This is a genomic window from Ignavibacteria bacterium, from assembly GCA_025612375.1.
Lineage (GTDB): Bacteria > Bacteroidota > Ignavibacteria > Ignavibacteriales > SURF-24 > JAAXKN01.
The window spans coordinates 1-17,159 of record JAAXKN010000047.1 but is presented as its reverse complement, the minus strand read 5'-3'; the positions used below and the strand labels follow the sequence as shown (position 1 = coordinate 17,159).

General features: G+C 36.0%; 15 protein-coding genes. All 15 read right to left on the bottom strand.

The window, feature by feature from the left end:
• Nucleotides 1-276: a hypothetical protein gene (locus tag HF312_18880; GenBank protein MCU7522288.1), complete on the bottom strand. Its 276-nt coding sequence runs from the start codon at nt 274-276 to the stop codon at nt 1-3.
• Between the two features lie 916 nt (nt 277-1,192).
• Complete coding sequence (locus HF312_18875; protein MCU7522287.1) at nt 1,193-2,026, bottom strand: restriction endonuclease subunit R; 834 nt, start codon at nt 2,024-2,026, stop codon at nt 1,193-1,195.
• A gap of 181 nt (nt 2,027-2,207) precedes the next feature.
• Nucleotides 2,208-2,543, bottom strand: coding sequence for a YegP family protein (locus tag HF312_18870; protein MCU7522286.1), 336 nt, complete (start codon nt 2,541-2,543; stop codon nt 2,208-2,210).
• A gap of 471 nt (nt 2,544-3,014) precedes the next feature.
• On the bottom strand, nt 3,015-5,372 hold the full coding sequence (locus HF312_18865; protein ID MCU7522285.1) for a protein kinase: 2,358 nt from the start codon (nt 5,370-5,372) through the stop codon (nt 3,015-3,017).
• A 497-nt stretch (nt 5,373-5,869) separates the two neighbouring features.
• Nucleotides 5,870-6,166: a transposase gene (locus HF312_18860; GenBank protein ID MCU7522284.1), complete on the bottom strand. Its 297-nt coding sequence runs from the start codon at nt 6,164-6,166 to the stop codon at nt 5,870-5,872.
• Between the two features lie 689 nt (nt 6,167-6,855).
• Complete coding sequence (locus tag HF312_18855) at nt 6,856-7,431, bottom strand: hypothetical protein (GenBank protein MCU7522283.1); 576 nt, start codon at nt 7,429-7,431, stop codon at nt 6,856-6,858.
• 18 nt (nt 7,432-7,449) lie between these two features.
• On the bottom strand, nt 7,450-8,262 hold the full coding sequence (locus tag HF312_18850) for a bis-aminopropyl spermidine synthase family protein (GenBank protein MCU7522282.1): 813 nt from the start codon (nt 8,260-8,262) through the stop codon (nt 7,450-7,452).
• Between the two features lie 22 nt (nt 8,263-8,284).
• Complete coding sequence (locus HF312_18845) at nt 8,285-8,692, bottom strand: hypothetical protein (GenBank protein MCU7522281.1); 408 nt, start codon at nt 8,690-8,692, stop codon at nt 8,285-8,287.
• Nucleotides 8,689-9,192 carry an ImmA/IrrE family metallo-endopeptidase gene (locus HF312_18840; protein ID MCU7522280.1) on the bottom strand — a complete coding sequence of 168 codons (504 nt, stop codon included), beginning with the start codon at nt 9,190-9,192 and terminating at the stop codon, nt 8,689-8,691. Before HF312_18840 ends, HF312_18845 begins: the two co-directional genes overlap by 4 nt.
• Nucleotides 9,193-9,365: 173 nt before the next feature.
• Nucleotides 9,366-11,153, bottom strand: a complete 1,788-nt coding sequence (locus HF312_18835; GenBank protein ID MCU7522279.1) for an AAA family ATPase — start codon at nt 11,151-11,153, stop codon at nt 9,366-9,368.
• Nucleotides 11,154-12,479: a hypothetical protein gene (locus HF312_18830; GenBank protein ID MCU7522278.1), complete on the bottom strand. Its 1,326-nt coding sequence runs from the start codon at nt 12,477-12,479 to the stop codon at nt 11,154-11,156. It lies immediately after the preceding gene.
• Entirely contained in the window at nt 12,466-14,574 is a 2,109-nt protein-coding gene (locus HF312_18825) for a DUF2075 domain-containing protein (protein MCU7522277.1), read from the bottom strand. Before HF312_18825 ends, HF312_18830 begins: the two co-directional genes overlap by 14 nt.
• A gap of 20 nt (nt 14,575-14,594) precedes the next feature.
• Nucleotides 14,595-15,389, bottom strand: a complete 795-nt coding sequence (locus HF312_18820) for a hypothetical protein (GenBank protein ID MCU7522276.1) — start codon at nt 15,387-15,389, stop codon at nt 14,595-14,597.
• Entirely contained in the window at nt 15,382-16,452 is a 1,071-nt protein-coding gene (locus tag HF312_18815; protein MCU7522275.1) for a tetratricopeptide repeat protein, read from the bottom strand. Before HF312_18815 ends, HF312_18820 begins: the two co-directional genes overlap by 8 nt.
• A gap of 141 nt (nt 16,453-16,593) precedes the next feature.
• Nucleotides 16,594-17,159: HNH endonuclease (locus HF312_18810; protein ID MCU7522274.1), on the bottom strand; the 566-nt coding region annotated here is incomplete at its 5' end.

Here is a 17,159-nt window from a genome sequence, read left to right as displayed (position 1 = left end):
TCAGATGATCCTCTGCTCCTTATGCGTATAGACGCGTGTCTTAGAAACAATATTCAGGATGGTTGAAATTGAAAGTCCGTAATGGGCGGATAGTCTGTCCAGGCAATCGAACTTATTCTCGCCCTTGCGTCTTAATTTCTTATAGCTTCTTCTGATGCAGTAATTGCGCAGGCCGGTCAGATCCAGCAGTGTGTGGCTTTTCATGCTGGCGTAAGTATGGCCGTCAACAAATTCAGGAATAGGGTTTTCTTCTTCAGGGGGCAATTTCTCTTCCATTTTTCCTCCTTAGTTTTAGTTGGAAAGAATTGGAACATGCAAAACTGAATATCCATTAAGCAGCAGCTATAGTACGTTGTGAAATGCCGCAGTTAGAACAGCCGCAGATATTCGGTCCGGTAATTCCGGTTTCAGGCGCCAGATGAGGGGAAAAGCGTACCAATCCAGAATCATCCCCGGATGACGATGGCCGTTCAGCTGTGGATCACAATACGATTAATTGCTCTCGCCGCAGGCAGGATATAGAAAAATGGGAAATCCGCCCTGGCGGAAACTTTGGACATTTGTAGAGGAATACACGATGGATTCTCTGCTCCAATATTATTTGGAAATGAGATTGAAGGAAAAAGTGTGAGAATAGGACTTCGCGCCATTGTCATTTATCAATACAGAGTTCGGGCTTAAATGAGTGGCAATCGAAGCTGCAACTGCAAGATTGCAATAAGATTTTAAAAAAGCAAAGTATTTTGCGGGTCCTGATATCCTCTCAGGAGGCTTTTTAGAAAAGCAGTGATTTAGCGCAACAGGAAGTCAATTGAAAATTAAAAATTAAAAAGTGAAGAAATTTAAGGGCGGCCTGCGGCCGGGGGGAATGGGGAATTACGGCAGATAAATTAATTACAATCTGAACACATACAACCCGCCTGATATCAGAGGCCCGGAGGGCTGACTTGTCTGTGGAAAGAGATGGCATCCTCCCCCACGCCCCGGAGCCTCAGCGAGGCGGCATATCCATCTCAGGCAAATGCACAAAAAAGAAGCCTCACAGGCTGGCGTACCCATGAGGCTTAGTCACTCATTCATCAAAAGCGGCGCAGTTAGCGGCAACGCCGCTTTCCCAATTATTCAAACGAACCTTCGGAGGTTTTATGAAAGTTCAGGAGAATATTAATACATGGAATAGCGAAAGCTTTATTTAGTTTGCTTCCAACGGTATCGCTTCTTCTGTTGTTTGAGCAGCATCCGAAGGAATGGGTTTTAAGCTGCTGGATTTAAGTTTTTCTTTTGCTTTTACAATTCTGCTCATTGCCCTGTTAATATTTTTAACCGCCTCCTGCGCTTTATCACCTTCAAGAACATCCCTCTTTATTATCTCCTGAGTAAGTACTTTTTTAATCTGATCTTTTTCAATTTTAATATCGGGAGATATTTTTTTAAGCTCTTTTCTTATCGTGTCCAAAATTGAATCCGATATAATCAACGCTCCGATACTGAAGCGGCTTAGGACTTGTTTCTGTTCATGGAATTCCTCAAGCAGGGATTTCAACCATCCTTCTCTTGACAACAACCACAAGTAATCAATATGCTCGGCATTTTTCATATTCAGAGAAAGGAAATCAAATTCTAAAATAACTTCGTGTTCAATTGGTTTTGTAAAGCTTATCTTATAGACTCTCCAGAATACCCCATTGGTCAATATCACCCAATCCACACCAAGATTAGCAGCATAATCAACTGCCTGCTTAATAAATGCTTCCTTTAAATCGGCACCTATTGCTTTGGCTTCAACAAGGAACAGTATTTTCCCATTTACACGTGTGGCAAGATCACAATAGGTTCCTCGGATGGCAAATTCAGAAGTGATTTCTGAATACTTATCATATCCAAAAATTTCAGCTAACATATCAGTTAAAATCAGGACAGTATCTGATTCGTTAATATCCCTGGACTTTGCTGCGGCCAAAATCGGCTGAAATTTCTTTACACCAGCGATCAGCCTATCAGATACTTTAGTTGGAATAGGAGCCATATTACACCTCAACTATATATTATAGAAACAGTGATTATATGACATATTATTGCAGAATAATGTTCTAACGTAAGAAATTTATTAAATATCTGAATTATTGTAAATCAGACAAAGACAATTGATGCAATTGGAATGATAAAGGCTCAGATCTTTTTGACTGAGCCTTTAAGATTATCGAATTCTATTGTGTTAAATCTTCCAAAGTGGCAAGAGGCGCATTATTTTTTACTGATTTGATACCTGCCTCCATAGCCTGTGCAGTAGAATAAGTTTCGCTTACACCTATAATTTCATTATTCATTGCCTTTAGGACAAAGTAGTGTTGATTATTAGCAGATGTTTTTCTCTCGTACCTTGAATCATTTGAGGAATTATTTTTTACAGAACTTATTCCATTTAATGCACCCTGTTTTTGGATATAAGTTTCGCTTGTTAAAATAACCTCTCCATTTGCAGCCTTTAAATTAAACCTATACTGCGAGTTTGAGGCTATCTTAAGAACAAACTTACCGGCCATATTGACCTCCATTATTTTTAGGAAAACAATTAATTGAGAAAGAATATCTTCTTTATTACATCTTCAGAGGCAGAACAACTATTGAATAAGAGTATAGAAAATAAAGAGCCGGATGAATCATACGCAACTCAATTAAAATCTCATGCTTATGTCAAGTGGTGGATCAAACCATGCTCTCCAATATTCACTTGAGAATACCCCAAAAGCAATGGAACTATATTTAGCATTGATAGCTCGTGAACATGCCCTCTTATCGCAAGCATAAAATAGTTCGCCACATCAAGTTTACTTAAATACCGACTCGGCCCCAAATATATATCCATTATTCTTATTGTAATTTAATAGCCCCATAATCATATTTATATATTTTCTATAGCCCTTATTATTTATTTTATGAATTTGTAACTTGTACTTCTGTACAAATGAATAAATAGTATATTTAATATATTCTTATTATGTGGACCATTTTAATTATTTAAATTGCAAACTATTACATATCTTGATAATAGAGTTACTATATTTTTTAATGTTTTGCCTTGCTTGTGTTACGTGGATTTCTCCATTAATTCTTAAAGTCCTTTCCTTGCAGCTTTTAAGTGTAGTTTTCCAACCAGATAATTCGGCAATTGATATGACCTTGGGATAAACATCATGTAACCATTTGCTCACATTTTTTGCACTTGAAATACCTTTGTCCGTCCATATTATTTTTAGCTCAATATTTTTATTAGATTCATTACCGATTAACTGAATATTTGCCCCACTTGGGAAGTCGATATTGGCAGCTAATTTATCACACTCCCAGCTATAGTCGTAATTTGTTCTAGCTATTATTTCTTCTGCTAATAATTCGGAAGATTCGATTTTTAATGGGTTAAGTAATGTATCATAAAGTCGATCGAGTTCAGCCTTGATTTGGCCCATGTCCCAGCGTTCAGATTGATTATGTTTTGTCGCATAAAATATTAACCTTGTAAATCTTGTTGGTAGTGATTTCCAGTCCTTACAAGAATTTTGTCTTGCAGCATCATAAATTGTAGTTTCCCAATCTTTATGTTTATGCTCTGATTGAATAGGATCTCTTTCAGTGAGGATAAAAAACAAGGTCATTCCTAATCCGAAAGAATCAACAGCTGCATTTCTTGTTGAAATACCTCTTATAGTTTGTAATTGTTCTGGTGCTAAATAGCCAGTCGTTGTAGTATCGTTTAATACTGATTTTTCAGATGCGCCAATATGCCATGATAAATCAAAGTCTAATATTTTTACTTTCCAATCAGCTGAAGTATAATAGTTCTCAAGCATAATATTAGCTGGTCTAAGATCCCTATGTAATACTCTTTCGGGAATATGATGTGCATTCGATATTATATTAGTAAGTTCTGTTACAACTCTTAAAATATCGTCCCAAGATTTAAGTTGTTTTGCTCTCACTGCTTCATTTAAGTTGGGGCCATTAATCCACTCCATCACAACAAAGGCCGGGATTTCATATGCTTCCTTATATGCCACCATGCCTTCAACATGCCTTTCGGCAAGAATTCTCATTGATCTAACGCCTCTTCGAAATGATTGCAAAAAATCAGTTTTCTTTCTTTCTTCTTCTTTTAAAACTTTTATCGCAACATCATTATTATTTTTGTCCTTTGCCAGAAAGACGCGCCCAAATGCCCCTCTTGATTTGAATTCTTGAAGTTTATAAGCAAGTAAATTATTCTTTCCATTTTCGTCACTAGTGTACCATGCTCTATATATCGCTTCATCATATAATTTGCAAAACTCTTCATATTCGCCAAATTTGCCATTAGAGTTTTCTAGTAATTCTTTTGCTTTTATATTCAAAATCATTCTGATTTTATTGGTGTCAAGTTTGATAATTTCTTCGGGCGATAGTATACTAGAGCCATTACCATTGTTTTTTTCGATAGTCCCAGGTAATACTGGAGGAGCAATAACATCTTTTGGAACATAATTTATAATATTTTCAAAAAAATCATTCAATTCCGAATGATTTCCATTTATAGCCGAATATCTAATTATTCTAATATTGTTGTTTTCTGCCCATCGATCGGTTTGTAAATCAGTCCTATCTGTAACCCAAAAGTGAGTTCCCGAATTTATTTTTTGTTTTGCTAATTCCTCCAAATGACCACCTACTGCAAAATCATCAGCCGTTATTCCAATAAAAAGGATTGTATATGACGCTAAACAACTGGTTACAAATTTCGAGTATCCTGGATTCTTGAAAAGTCGGTTTAATTCATTTTTTGTAAATACCCAAGTTGTCGTATCTTCTAATATCCCATGTAGGTTAACGATGAATGGATGAGGTTGTTTCAAAACATGCAAATATTCGGATATATTTTTACCATTAAACTCAATCTCGTTGCTTGCAGTAACAAGCCCTTTCCTTGCTTTAGTGGCAAATCTATCAATATTAAGGTTCAATAGTCCGCTGATTTTTAATTTCCACAATAATGTATAATAGCATGGAATAGGTGCAGTACTTGTCGCTTGAAATATATTCCTAATTGTCTCATTATATGTGGTTCTTCCAAGATCATCTTTTAACCTTTGGAAGGCCAGCCAATAATTACTTTCTTTTTCAATATCTCTTAAAGAATGGGAGAGCTTTTTCCTGTCTTTTTCATCAATACTATTAATTTTGTTTTTTAATTCTAATTGCAATTCGTTTTTTAATTGAGGCCAAGTAGGTAAACCAGCTGGGGTGCTTAAACCTGATCCCACCCAAGCAGCTACTCTTGAAGTTCTTTCAGATATGATATCTCTAAAAGCTATAAAGGATTTTTGTTTTGTATCAAAAGCCATAAATTATCCTTAAATTAAATTGTTGTGTAATGGTTCAAGTAAAAAAGGAATTTTGTTAAAAATATATTTGTAAAGACTCTCCACATTTAAGAAGCAAATCTTTCATTGGTCTTACCTTTTTCGCATTCTTAAACTTGGCCTCACGAGCCTGAAGCTTAGCATCAATTCTTCCAAGGAGGAAATCTTCAGGAGTCAGATAATTCTGGAAACTGTGCAGCATTTTTGTATTATAGAACTCAATATAAATGCTGACCTTATGTCATTCATCTTCAAGATCGATAATGGACTGTTTTCTTAAACATTCTTCACTAATCGTACAGTGCAAACGCTCGATCTTGCCGTTACTCTACGGGTAGTAGAATTTTGATAAATAAATGCCGATCATCTGTACAATTCTTTTTGTTTTATAAGCGGACAAAGGACATATTTTATGAACATACTGAATGACACTGTCCCTTATATCAGGTTCAACCCACTTTAGGTTCAGTTCTCCCCATCTATACTTTTTTTAAGGTAATATTGTCCTGCACCAGGTAGCTTATGGCCCCTTCCCGTTTTTTCAGCTTATCCTCAAGCTGCTTTATCTTCTCTTCTGATTCAGTTTTATTGTTCCATAATTTATTGGGGACGAATACATCCGAAGCACTTTCAAAGAGCTTCTTCCTCCAGTTATAGATGTCGTTAGGATGGATCTCGTACGTTTCTGCTATCCGGCTAATAGGTGCTTTCTCCTCAAGCAGCTCTCTTAAAATAGCCATTTTCTGTTCCGGCGTAAATATTCGTCTTGCCTTCATTTTTAAGGAATCTCCTGTAATTACTTCTACATAAATTAATGTTTAGAATTTCCTATTCCGACTTAAGCATACCAATTTTATACAATAATTCAACTCAATATTGAACTTAGTTTAGTTTTGAATATATATTTAAAATCAGAGTCTATTTTGGCACAGAGGAGTCAAAATAGTAGACTGGAATACCCAAAGTGAAACCATAAAATGCAGCAACATCCCCCTGTGAAAATGCATGAAATTCCGCTTCAAATTTGGTAATTAAAGGTCTTCCTGCGGGTTTTTCTAATATCCTGTTGATAATAATGTCTGAGCTAGAATATAATACCAATATTTTTTCTGATTTTGCATTGTAAGTTGATTAACCGAAAACCCCGTAATCCTATAACCATATTGTTCTTTTGTGACTGCATGTGAATCTATGATAACAGTTCTCTCGGTTCTATGTTTCATAACAAGTTTAATTAATCTTTCATTTAATACTTTTACATCTTCGGGCGTAATTACATTTGCAGATTGACTTCTTAGGTCGTTTTGTGTCCTAATTGAAGCATTTCTTTTTTTCGCAATTTTAGTAAGTTCTTTTCCGTACTCAAATATAAAATACTTTTATTCCGAGACTTTAATGCTTTCGTTAAAGTACCCTTTCCAGATGCAGGAGCCCCAGTAAGATAAATTACATTTGGCATTTACCTTTACCTCAATAAAACTGCATATGGTTCTTTTATTTTTGCAGCAAAGTCAACTTTTCTTATAGTACCTCTTGCGTCATCTTCATCCATTTTCTCAGTATCTTTTTTTTCGTTTCTTACAAGACACCCTTTATCTGTTCTTGCCCTTAAATATTCACTAGCAGTTTTCCCGCGACTAGGTCCGATACCAATATCATAATGATTCAGATCTACGGTCAAGTTCATTGGTTGTATTTCATCTAGGACAATAGCATATCTTGATCCGGTTACATTTATCTCTTCAGGTATTGGACTCCAATTGACCCCATCAATGGAATACTCTTCTGCACGAATCATGTCTTGGCTAGCATTAGACTTTACAGAATGCATAACCAAATAAATAGATTTATGTTTTGCAAGTTCCATCTTAACAAATGGCTGTACCTGGTTTATGGGATGGCAGGCAGCACCACCATATCCCCAGAAGATCATCCCAGTTTTTTCGAATTCTAAATTTTTCCTTTTTAGAATCTGATCAAAAGTTTCACCTGCATGATTTCCGATCTTCATAAAAACAAAGGAGTCAGGCAATTTTTTCATTTCGTCCTCTTTTTAGGTTTATTCAAGTTTTAATAATTCGTGGTCTTTCGAAGCTAACTTACCGCCATTTGTCTTATCTTTTACATATTTATAGACAAGTGGCAAATCATGCCCATAAAAGTCTTCGACATAATCTTGCGGGAGGCATGTGCTGCAATACCCTTTCTCCTCAAAAACACTTAATCTTGCAATTAAGCTACAGGAAGTTAGTTCTGGTGTATCATCTAGATGGTAGTGGTGGAATTCAGGAATAATTTCTGAAATAACAAAAGATTTATCAATAAGATACTTTTCTGTTTTATAAAGTAATTCCTGAGTCCATTGAAGTTTTGGATAGTCAGCAATAACGATACTTGCCAACCCATCTTTTCTTAAGCATTCAATACCTCGTTTGACAAAAGCAGTGATGCTCTTTCCGCCATTACTTGCTCCAAATGGTGGATTAGTATAAAAACCGTCAAATTTTTGCCAACAGGTTGTAGGAAGAGGATGGGCAACGTTGTATAACTCAGAAGAGATCTTTTCGGTGATCTTGAATTTTTCAGCAAAATTCTGAACAGACAGAACAATTCTTTCATCGAAATCTAAAATATGAACGTGTTTTGGCCCTTTTTCAATTATTTCCTCATTAAATAGGTATGACAAACATAGTCCAATGGAATCTCCATCACCAATGAAGACTATCTCTTTGTCATTGAACACCTCGCCTATATGCTCTGTCTGTATAAGCATATCAGCGGCTTTCATGTAAATCTGGTCAAATTCACGTAAGGCTTTAGGTCTATTATTAATAACCTCGGAAACTAAATTGATACCTTTGCGGAGGTCCATTTCACTCCTCCATGAGTTTGTTTTATAATTTTTGAATTATATCCAATATTTCAGTACTAACTTTAGGGAATAAATATTTAATAATAATAAAAATCATAGACGTAAGTTCTGTAAAAACAGCAATAATAAAGGTATTAGCCACCCACGGTTCAATTTTAATTACGCCAAATCCAATTAAAAAGAATGTAACATTTATGATAATAGCTTGGATAAAAAACGCCCATTTTAAGGTGCGTGCGAAGGATTCTCTTAGAGCTCGATCTTGACTCTGTTGGTTGTCCCATGAATCGATAATTGTACGAAGTCGAAAGCTCTCATTTTGAATTTTATTTAATTTGCCGAAGCTATCTATTTCATCTGAACTAACTTGATCCTTTACTTCGACCACATATTTTTTTAGCAAATCGACAGAATCAACAGTTGCTATCATTTTAGTAATCCCAGCTTGTTTAACCGAATACCCATAGCACTTTCTGATACTTTGAATTTATTAGCTAAACTATTAAGGTTTTTATCATCTCTATAAGCTTGAATAACCAAATCGGGAGGCATTAATAAACAAGCGGCAAAATAATTTGATTCCACTTCTCTGAACGAGGCATCATTAGAATTGAGATCGCTTTCCTCAATATCCCTAAACAGATCAAGATTATTGTCAACAAAGTCTCCATCTTTAGCTAAGTGAAGAAAAACATGACCGAGCTCATGAGCTATCGTAAAACGCTTCCGGTAAGGGGAATCATTGTTTTTGACAAGGATTGAAACGTTGTCGCCTCTTTTAGCTACAAGCCCTGATATTCCTTCCTCGGAGAAAACAGCATTATTTACTTTTATGCCATTTACGTTTGCCAAAACAACGGGATCAATTGGGATTGAATATAAGTTATGCCTTTTTAAGATTGCCTTAGCTTTCTTTTCAATTTCAGTCATCCGTTCTTTATAGCTATGGAAATTGCTCATAACTTTTGTCTTCTAATGAAAGTTGACAGAAAATTAATAAAGTCAACATAGTATTGCAAGCGAAATGTTACAAATTTATATTGTTTAGGTTTGTGCATATTTTATTATAGTCATTTATAATTATCAGTTAGAGAAAGTTACTTCTAGTTATATGTGAATGTTTTCGAGAACGACTTAATTTCTTTTAGCTGATCCTGTGCTACCAAGGCTTCATAGTGCGAAGGATCTGTCTCTAACATTTCTTTGGGGCATAATATAACTGCTTTTGTTTTAGCACGACTGACTGATACATTTATCCTGTTCGATGAGAACAGGAAATTACTCATAGAAAAAATATATTCGGGATCAGAAGAAACAAAAGAAATTATAATTATTTCAACACTGGCGCCCTGGACTTTCTCCACTGTATCTATAATGGGGATCTCATCAGCATTAATATTTTTCAATACTCTACGCCTGATTTCTGCAGCCTGTTTTCTATAAGGTGTGATGACTGCAATATCATTTTTATTAAGACCGGATTTCAGGCAAATATCGACCAATTCAGCACATACAGCCGCCTCATTTTTATTTATCTGCTTGTCATCGGTTGTACTTGTATTGACCCACACCAGAGAATCATCGGAATTCAATATTTGTCTAAATATCGGTTCTACTTTCTCACTAATATTAAGCCTGAACTTCTGATCCGCTTTTGAAGGGTGGGAACGAAGGAAGCTTCCTCCGCTTTCAGTGTCCTTGTAGAATAAGTTACCCGTCACATTGCACAACACGGAATTCATTCTATAAGTGATTTCAAGCTTTGAAATTAAGCTTTCTTCCAATCTCCGCAACTGCCTGAAAATTGATACAGAAAACTTATGACCTATTAAGTCCGAAGAAAATATTGGAGGCATCTGCATGTCGTCGCCGAAAAGCATTACTGATCCTGCACCACAGCTCCCTGCCACAGATCCCAATGGCAAAGATAACTGACCCGCCTCATCTATTAAAAGCACATTCGGGGCAAAACTGTTAGCACGGTTAGCCAGATTAAATATCGCCGAGTGGTAAGTCATGCCAACGATTGGAGGATTTCGACGCCTATTTCTTAAGGAATATTCATCATCAAATTTGTTAAATGCCTCCTGCTTAACGCCTTCATTTAACCCTTCGTTTTTTAATTCTCCGCCAATTTTTATTATTTCAATTTCAGGATTAAATGAGTAAATTGTATTTAAGGCATTATTGACTGCCTGATGAGTCGGAGCCAATACAGCAACACGCTTACCATAAGAAGTTAAAATGGCAGCAATAATTGCCAGAACAGTTGATTTTCCTGTCCCGGGAGGTCCCTGGACTGCATGGATCCGAGGCATCACCAGACATTTAATTATGGCATTATACTGAGACTCGTCTAAACCCACCCCATGTTTTTCCAAATAACTATTTAATGCAGAAAGGTTTTTATGACTTTCCGCAGTCGGAATAACTTTACTTTGCAATCCTTCATTTCCTGTTACAGCTGAAAAGTACGACCAGCCCGGGGCACCAGGGGAAAGACTTTTAAGAGCGTTTATTATTCCGGTAGCTAAAAACTGGGTTTGTAATTTGATGGACCATTTTGAGTTCCTGTCCAAATTACTTTTTTTGCTCAACGATACTACTATTTGTTCAAAGTCACTTTCAAGAATTTTTCCTTCATATTTCTTATGTTCATTGAAGATAAAAACTGTATCACCCGGCCTGAATTTGGATTCGTTATCTTTACATTCGAAATAATATTCTTTGTTCCTTTTGTTGATCTTTTCTTCAACAATCTGCAGGCCAAATTTCCCGGTACCCCTTTCTTCAATTGCCTCATTAGAAAGAAATTCTGATAGTTCTACTTCATTATTATCAGCCGCTTGTTCGGAACTTATATAGTCAATTATGTCTGAAGGTTTTATCATTTAATTTTGCTGATAACTTGCACATTTAGAAATATATTTTATTACATTATTCAAAGCTAACAATCTGCTTTCCGGTGGTAAGATTTTGGTTTTCTTACTGAAGATATTTTTATTCTTAATAAATTGGTCAACTGATATTAGATCAATATTATAAAAAGGAGCATGCACAAACTGTTCAATTACAGAAAACATATCAATTGTTTTCAGTCTGTTTCCCGTTAGTCTTAGGAGCCTTTTAAACTCTGTATAATCTGTCCCATATAGAGCCAGCTTGTGCATTTTTAATCTATCTGGAATATCCATTAAAGTTATTCCATCATTCCTTTTAATGTCAACTGCATTAATTTTTGAGTCTTCAAGATAATAGACTTTTTTTATTTCCTGGCCATAAGGGTGAATATTGTCGAGGGAGATAGGAATCAGATCTGATAGTGCAGAATAGGAAAGCTTTTCTCTCAGTATGAATAAATCATTTTCAAGCAGAGTGATTGATTTTCTGATGTTTAAGAGCTCGTCTTCGTTAAAACCTAATTCAGAAAGTTTCTCATCAGGAAATCCATTTAGAACTTTCCAGCTTTGTATCCCATGCTGGTTTAACAATGATATTTTCTTGCGGCTTAGACTCTCAATAAGTGATAAATCGCTATTACTTTGAATTTCCCTCATACATTCAATTCGCCATGGACAGCTGTAACAATTCCGGCAGAGGTGTGATTTGGGAACTCTGCTTATTTCGGATGGAGTAATTTCTTTTAATTTATAAAGTTCGGATTTGGTTCTTTCATATAAGGAACGGCATAGGTCATAATTTATATCTACTCTTTCTTCATTGCCTAGTATTATAAAGCCATTATTGAAATTTTTATTTTGTATATCTGACAAAAGCTCATTATACCACATTATTTGCAGCGTATATGAAATACTCACCTCTTTTGAAGCTTTAATATCACCAACACAGTAGCCCCCCTCCTCTGTTCTCTCAAGGATATCAGCTATACCTATTTTATCAGCAGTCTTGAAATAAGCCTGAAATATGTATTTATGCTTCTTTGATTTTATCTCATCGTTTGTCTTCTTTATTCGTTCTGTTTCATTAAGTCTTTGGGATATCGTTACAGAATCAGCAAATAAATTCTTTGAGTAAACTTTTTTCTCAAATCTGTTCCCTTCAGAAAAGAGAGACTTGAGATATGCCGGGTCCTCTGCCTTTATCGATTTTTGTCCATAGTACTCATTCCAGGCCCGCCGCGGACATACCAGATAGGCACTAAAATGCCCGGCTTTTGTTAGTTTAGGGGTATCCCGGTATTTATTAATTGTTTCCATTATAGAGAATTTCTTTTAGGTGTTCTCTCGTTTCTTCATCTTTTACCCAAAGGTACTTGCCTTTTAACGCTCTGGTAAGAAGGATTCTGTATCCCCTCAGTATCTTCTCTATCAGTATATCGTTTACCTCAGCATTTCCTTTTTGTTTTTTTGCCTTAGCTTTCGAGTTTTTTATAGCTGATTCATGAATATGCTCGGGATTAACCTTCCATGCATCTTTTCTCCAAACCAGATCTTCAAGCCACAAAATGCCTAGATAATCATAATCAAATCCTCTTATTACATAAGGACAGCCAACTTCTGCAAGAGGATCTGTATGCATTTTACTTTCAGGAGGAGCCTGGACGAAATGAGTATAATCCTGATTTGGTGCATAATTCCAAATCTTACTCCAATATCTAGTTTTCCCATTGGTTTTGATTGGAATACAAAAATCTTTTTCCTTATCAGGCAAGGAATATGGATCAGCTGCTTTTTTTGTTTTCCAAGGGACTGCATAACTTGCAGCTAATCTGACTTTCTCTCCAGATTTAAATTTCTTTAATAATGTATCTTCAAGCTCTTCTAATTCATCAATTATCTCAAAAATAAATTTCCCCTGCGGATTATCTTTGGAGGTACGCCAGTTAGTTGGAGAATTTTCACCGGGGTTAAACAAAATAGTATCTACCCAATTCACATATTCCACTGAACCCGCACATCTGAACTGGGTTCCGCTTAAATCAATTTCATGGACTTCTGCTCCAAGATCCTTCGCATATCCAACTAAGTCATCCTTCGTTGTTGTCTCATTATCTCTATAGCTTTGGTCACCATCCATAAGAAAAATGCTTATTCTTGAGCATCTCATTATATGCCATCCTTGTGGTCCAGCATGAATAACCCAACCACTTGGAGGAATTCCCTCTGCTCCCGGCTTTGCAGGATCAATAAGAGCATGCGCCTCATCTACAATGGAAATAAAGAATAAGTCATCTGGAGCCCGATTTGCTCTATTATCTTTCGCAAATAATTTAAGGTTATTTTTCCAATCCTGCACTTTTACAGCATGTCCTTGGTTTCTTTTACTCTCCAACCATTCACTAGTATTTAAGCCTGGGTTATAATCATTTGACTTTTTTACAATATATTTAGCATCACGATTTTTACCCGTAGTCCTAAAATGCCTTTCCCAATTTTTTCTTTGAGATGTTGATGTAGTCGTAAAAACAACAGTTTTAGGCTCCTGAACAAGTTCCACACACTCTGCCCAAAGATTGGCAGCTAAAGCTGATTTTCCGGATCCCGGAGGGCCCTGAACAATAACAACATGTTTTTTATCATCTTTTTCAAGAACTTCTTTAATAATACTTATACACTCCGAAAATCCTTTCCTTTGTTCATCTAAAAGAACAAAAGGGCTAGTCTTTTCTTTAAAATTTTTAGCGACCTGAATAAGCAAGCTTCTATCCTGCCTATATGTTCCATTTTCAAACTTGTGTGCGAATTGTTCGTTCGGAGATATGAGTTTTGAAGTTAAATAGTTTGTAAAGGTAGAATTCTCATCAAGGGAAAATATCGGGAATTCCGAAGTCAGATTTGTATATTTTCCACTTCTATAAATATTTATATCAGTCTGACTAGTAAAGTATACACATCCGGATACGTCTGCATGATTATCCATAACTGCCGAATGGAATCTTTTGCAGTAGTTTGCATAACCTCTAACCTGATCAGAAGGGTGGAGCAGAAGCTGCCCCTTATGTTTAATTAGAGTTTCACTGGGGCCTTCCTCATCACCTTTTGTCTGCCAATCTTTTAGCTCAATGATTACTGCTGACGGATTAATTTTACCATTTCCCAATAACACAACATCACACCACGAAGATGCTGAAGGAAGCTTATATTCCAGAATAAGTCCCCCTGATTCTCCCATATACATATGGTAGTTGCCCAGTTCAGGTCCGGCTAAAATCTTTGAGACCTTTGGTAAAGAACTTTGCCATGCTGATATTTCTGCATTTGAACTACGCCCTGTAAGGTTAATGAGCCTGTCAATCAATCCATTCATATCCGAGGATACTTCTTCACAAAAATCAGATACCCTATAAAGCATTCTATAAATCTCCCATATATTTAATAGTCTTCCGGTATGTCCTCAAATGGGGCAGTAAAAAACCAGCTTTTTATATTAAGATTTTCTGCACATGCAATAACTTTTGAATTGTCGTCTTCAGGGCTCCAAGGCTTTAATACATCCAGCAGTAAACATAATTCTTTGGACCTTCCGTAGTATTGACTTTTCTTCCATTCCCTATTTAGCTTATATTTTACAATTCTTGACAACTGTTCTGCATATGCCGCATTTAGTGTATTTGAAGCATCAACAATTACTTTTGGAAATACTTTTGTAGATTCAGCCAAGCCTGCTAAAGCCTGTTTATTTTGATTTATCAAAGAGTCAAGTTGAACTTGCCTTAGGCCGGGATAATCTTCATAAATCCATTTCTCTATCATCAAATCAATAGGCTGGTTTGTGACCTGGCGTATGATTCCATCAAATAAATTTGATAGAATATTTTCGGCTAGCTCTTCCCCAAATCTGCTTACCAAAACCGATTTACTCTCAGAAATAGCTTTATAGGCTTCTGATTTGGTTCTTTCATTTGAAGCATATAAGACTCTTCGATATTCCGGGGTCTCATATATTCTTTTTATATGTCCGCATTCATGAGCTATTAAATGGTTGATTATTTTGTCTTCGGTAGCCTTAAAGTATATAATATGATTGGGCATCCTCCGTCTGGCAATTTTTACGGTCGCCAGAACTGGAAGATCATTTTTCTCAACAAAATTGAACTTTTTTGAAGTAAGTTGTTCAATAGAAGCAATAATCTCTTCAACTGCCGGAATAAGCTCCAAATTATTCATTCAGCATTCCTTTTGCAGTTGCATATTCTTTTGATAAGTCAATACCAACGTCCACAGTGGGGTCGACTATCTGAAAAGCTGCATACATGTAGCATAGTAGCTGAAGTCCAGTAAAATCTTTATTCAATTCCTTGAAAAAATACTTCTTTTCTGGATTATTTATATCAAGTCCATTCATTCCCATCATGGCGGCAGAAAGTCCAATTTTGCCAATATCTTCTTTTTCCATATTCTTAAACAACTGCATTGCTGACTGGAGATACATTACAACATCTAATCTCAATCCCTTGGATTTCAGTTCATTTTCAGCAAGCTTTCTTAACTCAGATTTGGCATAATTAGATATTCTTTCATTGATTCCATTGTCGATGATCTTTTTTAAATTCTTAGAGTAATTATGCATATCCCCCAAATATTTACACACTAAAGCATACCCAAGAATGGCCTGCGGATCATTCGGCTCAAGTTCAAGTGCCTTTCCTGCGATTTCTCTTGCCTCATCATATCTATCTAACTTACTTAAACATGCGGCCAAATTTCTATATGCATAAAAGTTCTTCTTGTCGTACATCAAAGCTAATCTATTATATCTTACAGCCTCTTCGTATTTTTTGAGACCAGCATAGCTGTATCCTAAAGCCACATATGCATTTGAGAAAAACGGCATTACTTCAACGGCTTTTTCTAATGGTTTGATGCTCTTCTCTAGGTCACCTTGTTCACTATAGCTCATGCCCAGATTATATAAAATGTCACCACTTAGTGGGTATTTTTCGACAAGTTCAAGTAGTATTGTTCTACCGGCGTCCAGGCTTTTTTCTGCAAGAAGTGCAAGTGCGCGGCTGAATTTCTCCTGGTCAGCCGGTTCCAGACTGTCAGGATTATACAGAATTGCTATTTCCTCTTCAGTTACTGAAATGCTAATCTTTTCCAGAATTGAGCTATAAAGATGATAATAATAGTTTATTATTCTTACGGCTAGTTCTTCTCCAGTTATGTTACTATGTTCACCAAGTAAGTTTTTATCGAAGTCAGCAATAGATAAGGTATGAATTTCGCTCATTTTCTTTTGAATTAAGATTAACAATTCCCTTTATGCAAATTTAACAAAATATATTTTAATAGTTATAGCACCTTTCAGTTTCGGCTTCAGATAAAGAAGAAAGGACACAGAGAGAATGGATAAATTTCTATGATTGGCTCATTATTTATAATAAGTATAATCCGTTCGGAACCCCATATTCTTTGCGATTTGTATCTGAGGGATTAACCTGTTTCTGTATTCTATCAAAAACTTTTCCCGGCCATAGTCCAATATGCTTTCTATGCTGTCGTTAAAATATATAGCGTAGTCTTCTAATAGTTTATTATCTAAATTTACTTCAGAAACAGCCCTTAATGCGTTTAACTGGGTAAAAATAAACTTGTTGAGATAAACTTCTGAACTGGGAATACTATCGGACTTGGAGGAATTGATCTCCTTCCTAGTCGGAATTAGATTCCATAGATAGTCATGACTGCAGTAGCTCCATGGCAGGTAATGATCCAGCGAATAATTATCGTGAAGTATTTTCCCATCACAATATATACATCTTAAAGGATGGATATTCAGGTAAATATTCCAGAAACGCCGCCCTATGGTCAAATCCCGCTTATTATCGTTTTTAAGTTTTTCCTGGATATTCGGGACGTTTGGGTTGTTTTTATTCAAATAACTGTCAAGGGCCATCAAAACCAGCCACCCAGGGCCATGAAAACCTGCCACCTGTT

Coding starts and splice junctions, on each gene's coding strand:
- HF312_18880 (MCU7522288.1), bottom strand. CDS start 276: ATGGAAGAGAAATTGCCCCCTGAAGAAGAAAACCCTATTCCTGAATTT.
- HF312_18875 (MCU7522287.1), bottom strand. CDS start 2,026: ATGGCTCCTATTCCAACTAAAGTATCTGATAGGCTGATCGCTGGTGTA.
- HF312_18870 (MCU7522286.1), bottom strand. CDS start 2,543: ATGGCCGGTAAGTTTGTTCTTAAGATAGCCTCAAACTCGCAGTATAGG.
- HF312_18865 (MCU7522285.1), bottom strand. CDS start 5,372: ATGGCTTTTGATACAAAACAAAAATCCTTTATAGCTTTTAGAGATATC.
- HF312_18860 (MCU7522284.1), bottom strand. CDS start 6,166: ATGAAGGCAAGACGAATATTTACGCCGGAACAGAAAATGGCTATTTTA.
- HF312_18855 (MCU7522283.1), bottom strand. CDS start 7,431: ATGAAAAAATTGCCTGACTCCTTTGTTTTTATGAAGATCGGAAATCAT.
- HF312_18850 (MCU7522282.1), bottom strand. CDS start 8,262: ATGGACCTCCGCAAAGGTATCAATTTAGTTTCCGAGGTTATTAATAAT.
- HF312_18845 (MCU7522281.1), bottom strand. CDS start 8,692: ATGATAGCAACTGTTGATTCTGTCGATTTGCTAAAAAAATATGTGGTC.
- HF312_18840 (MCU7522280.1), bottom strand. CDS start 9,192: ATGACTGAAATTGAAAAGAAAGCTAAGGCAATCTTAAAAAGGCATAAC.
- HF312_18835 (MCU7522279.1), bottom strand. CDS start 11,153: ATGATAAAACCTTCAGACATAATTGACTATATAAGTTCCGAACAAGCG.
- HF312_18830 (MCU7522278.1), bottom strand. CDS start 12,479: ATGGAAACAATTAATAAATACCGGGATACCCCTAAACTAACAAAAGCC.
- HF312_18825 (MCU7522277.1), bottom strand. CDS start 14,574: ATGCTTTATAGGGTATCTGATTTTTGTGAAGAAGTATCCTCGGATATG.
- HF312_18820 (MCU7522276.1), bottom strand. CDS start 15,389: ATGAATAATTTGGAGCTTATTCCGGCAGTTGAAGAGATTATTGCTTCT.
- HF312_18815 (MCU7522275.1), bottom strand. CDS start 16,452: ATGAGCGAAATTCATACCTTATCTATTGCTGACTTCGATAAAAACTTA.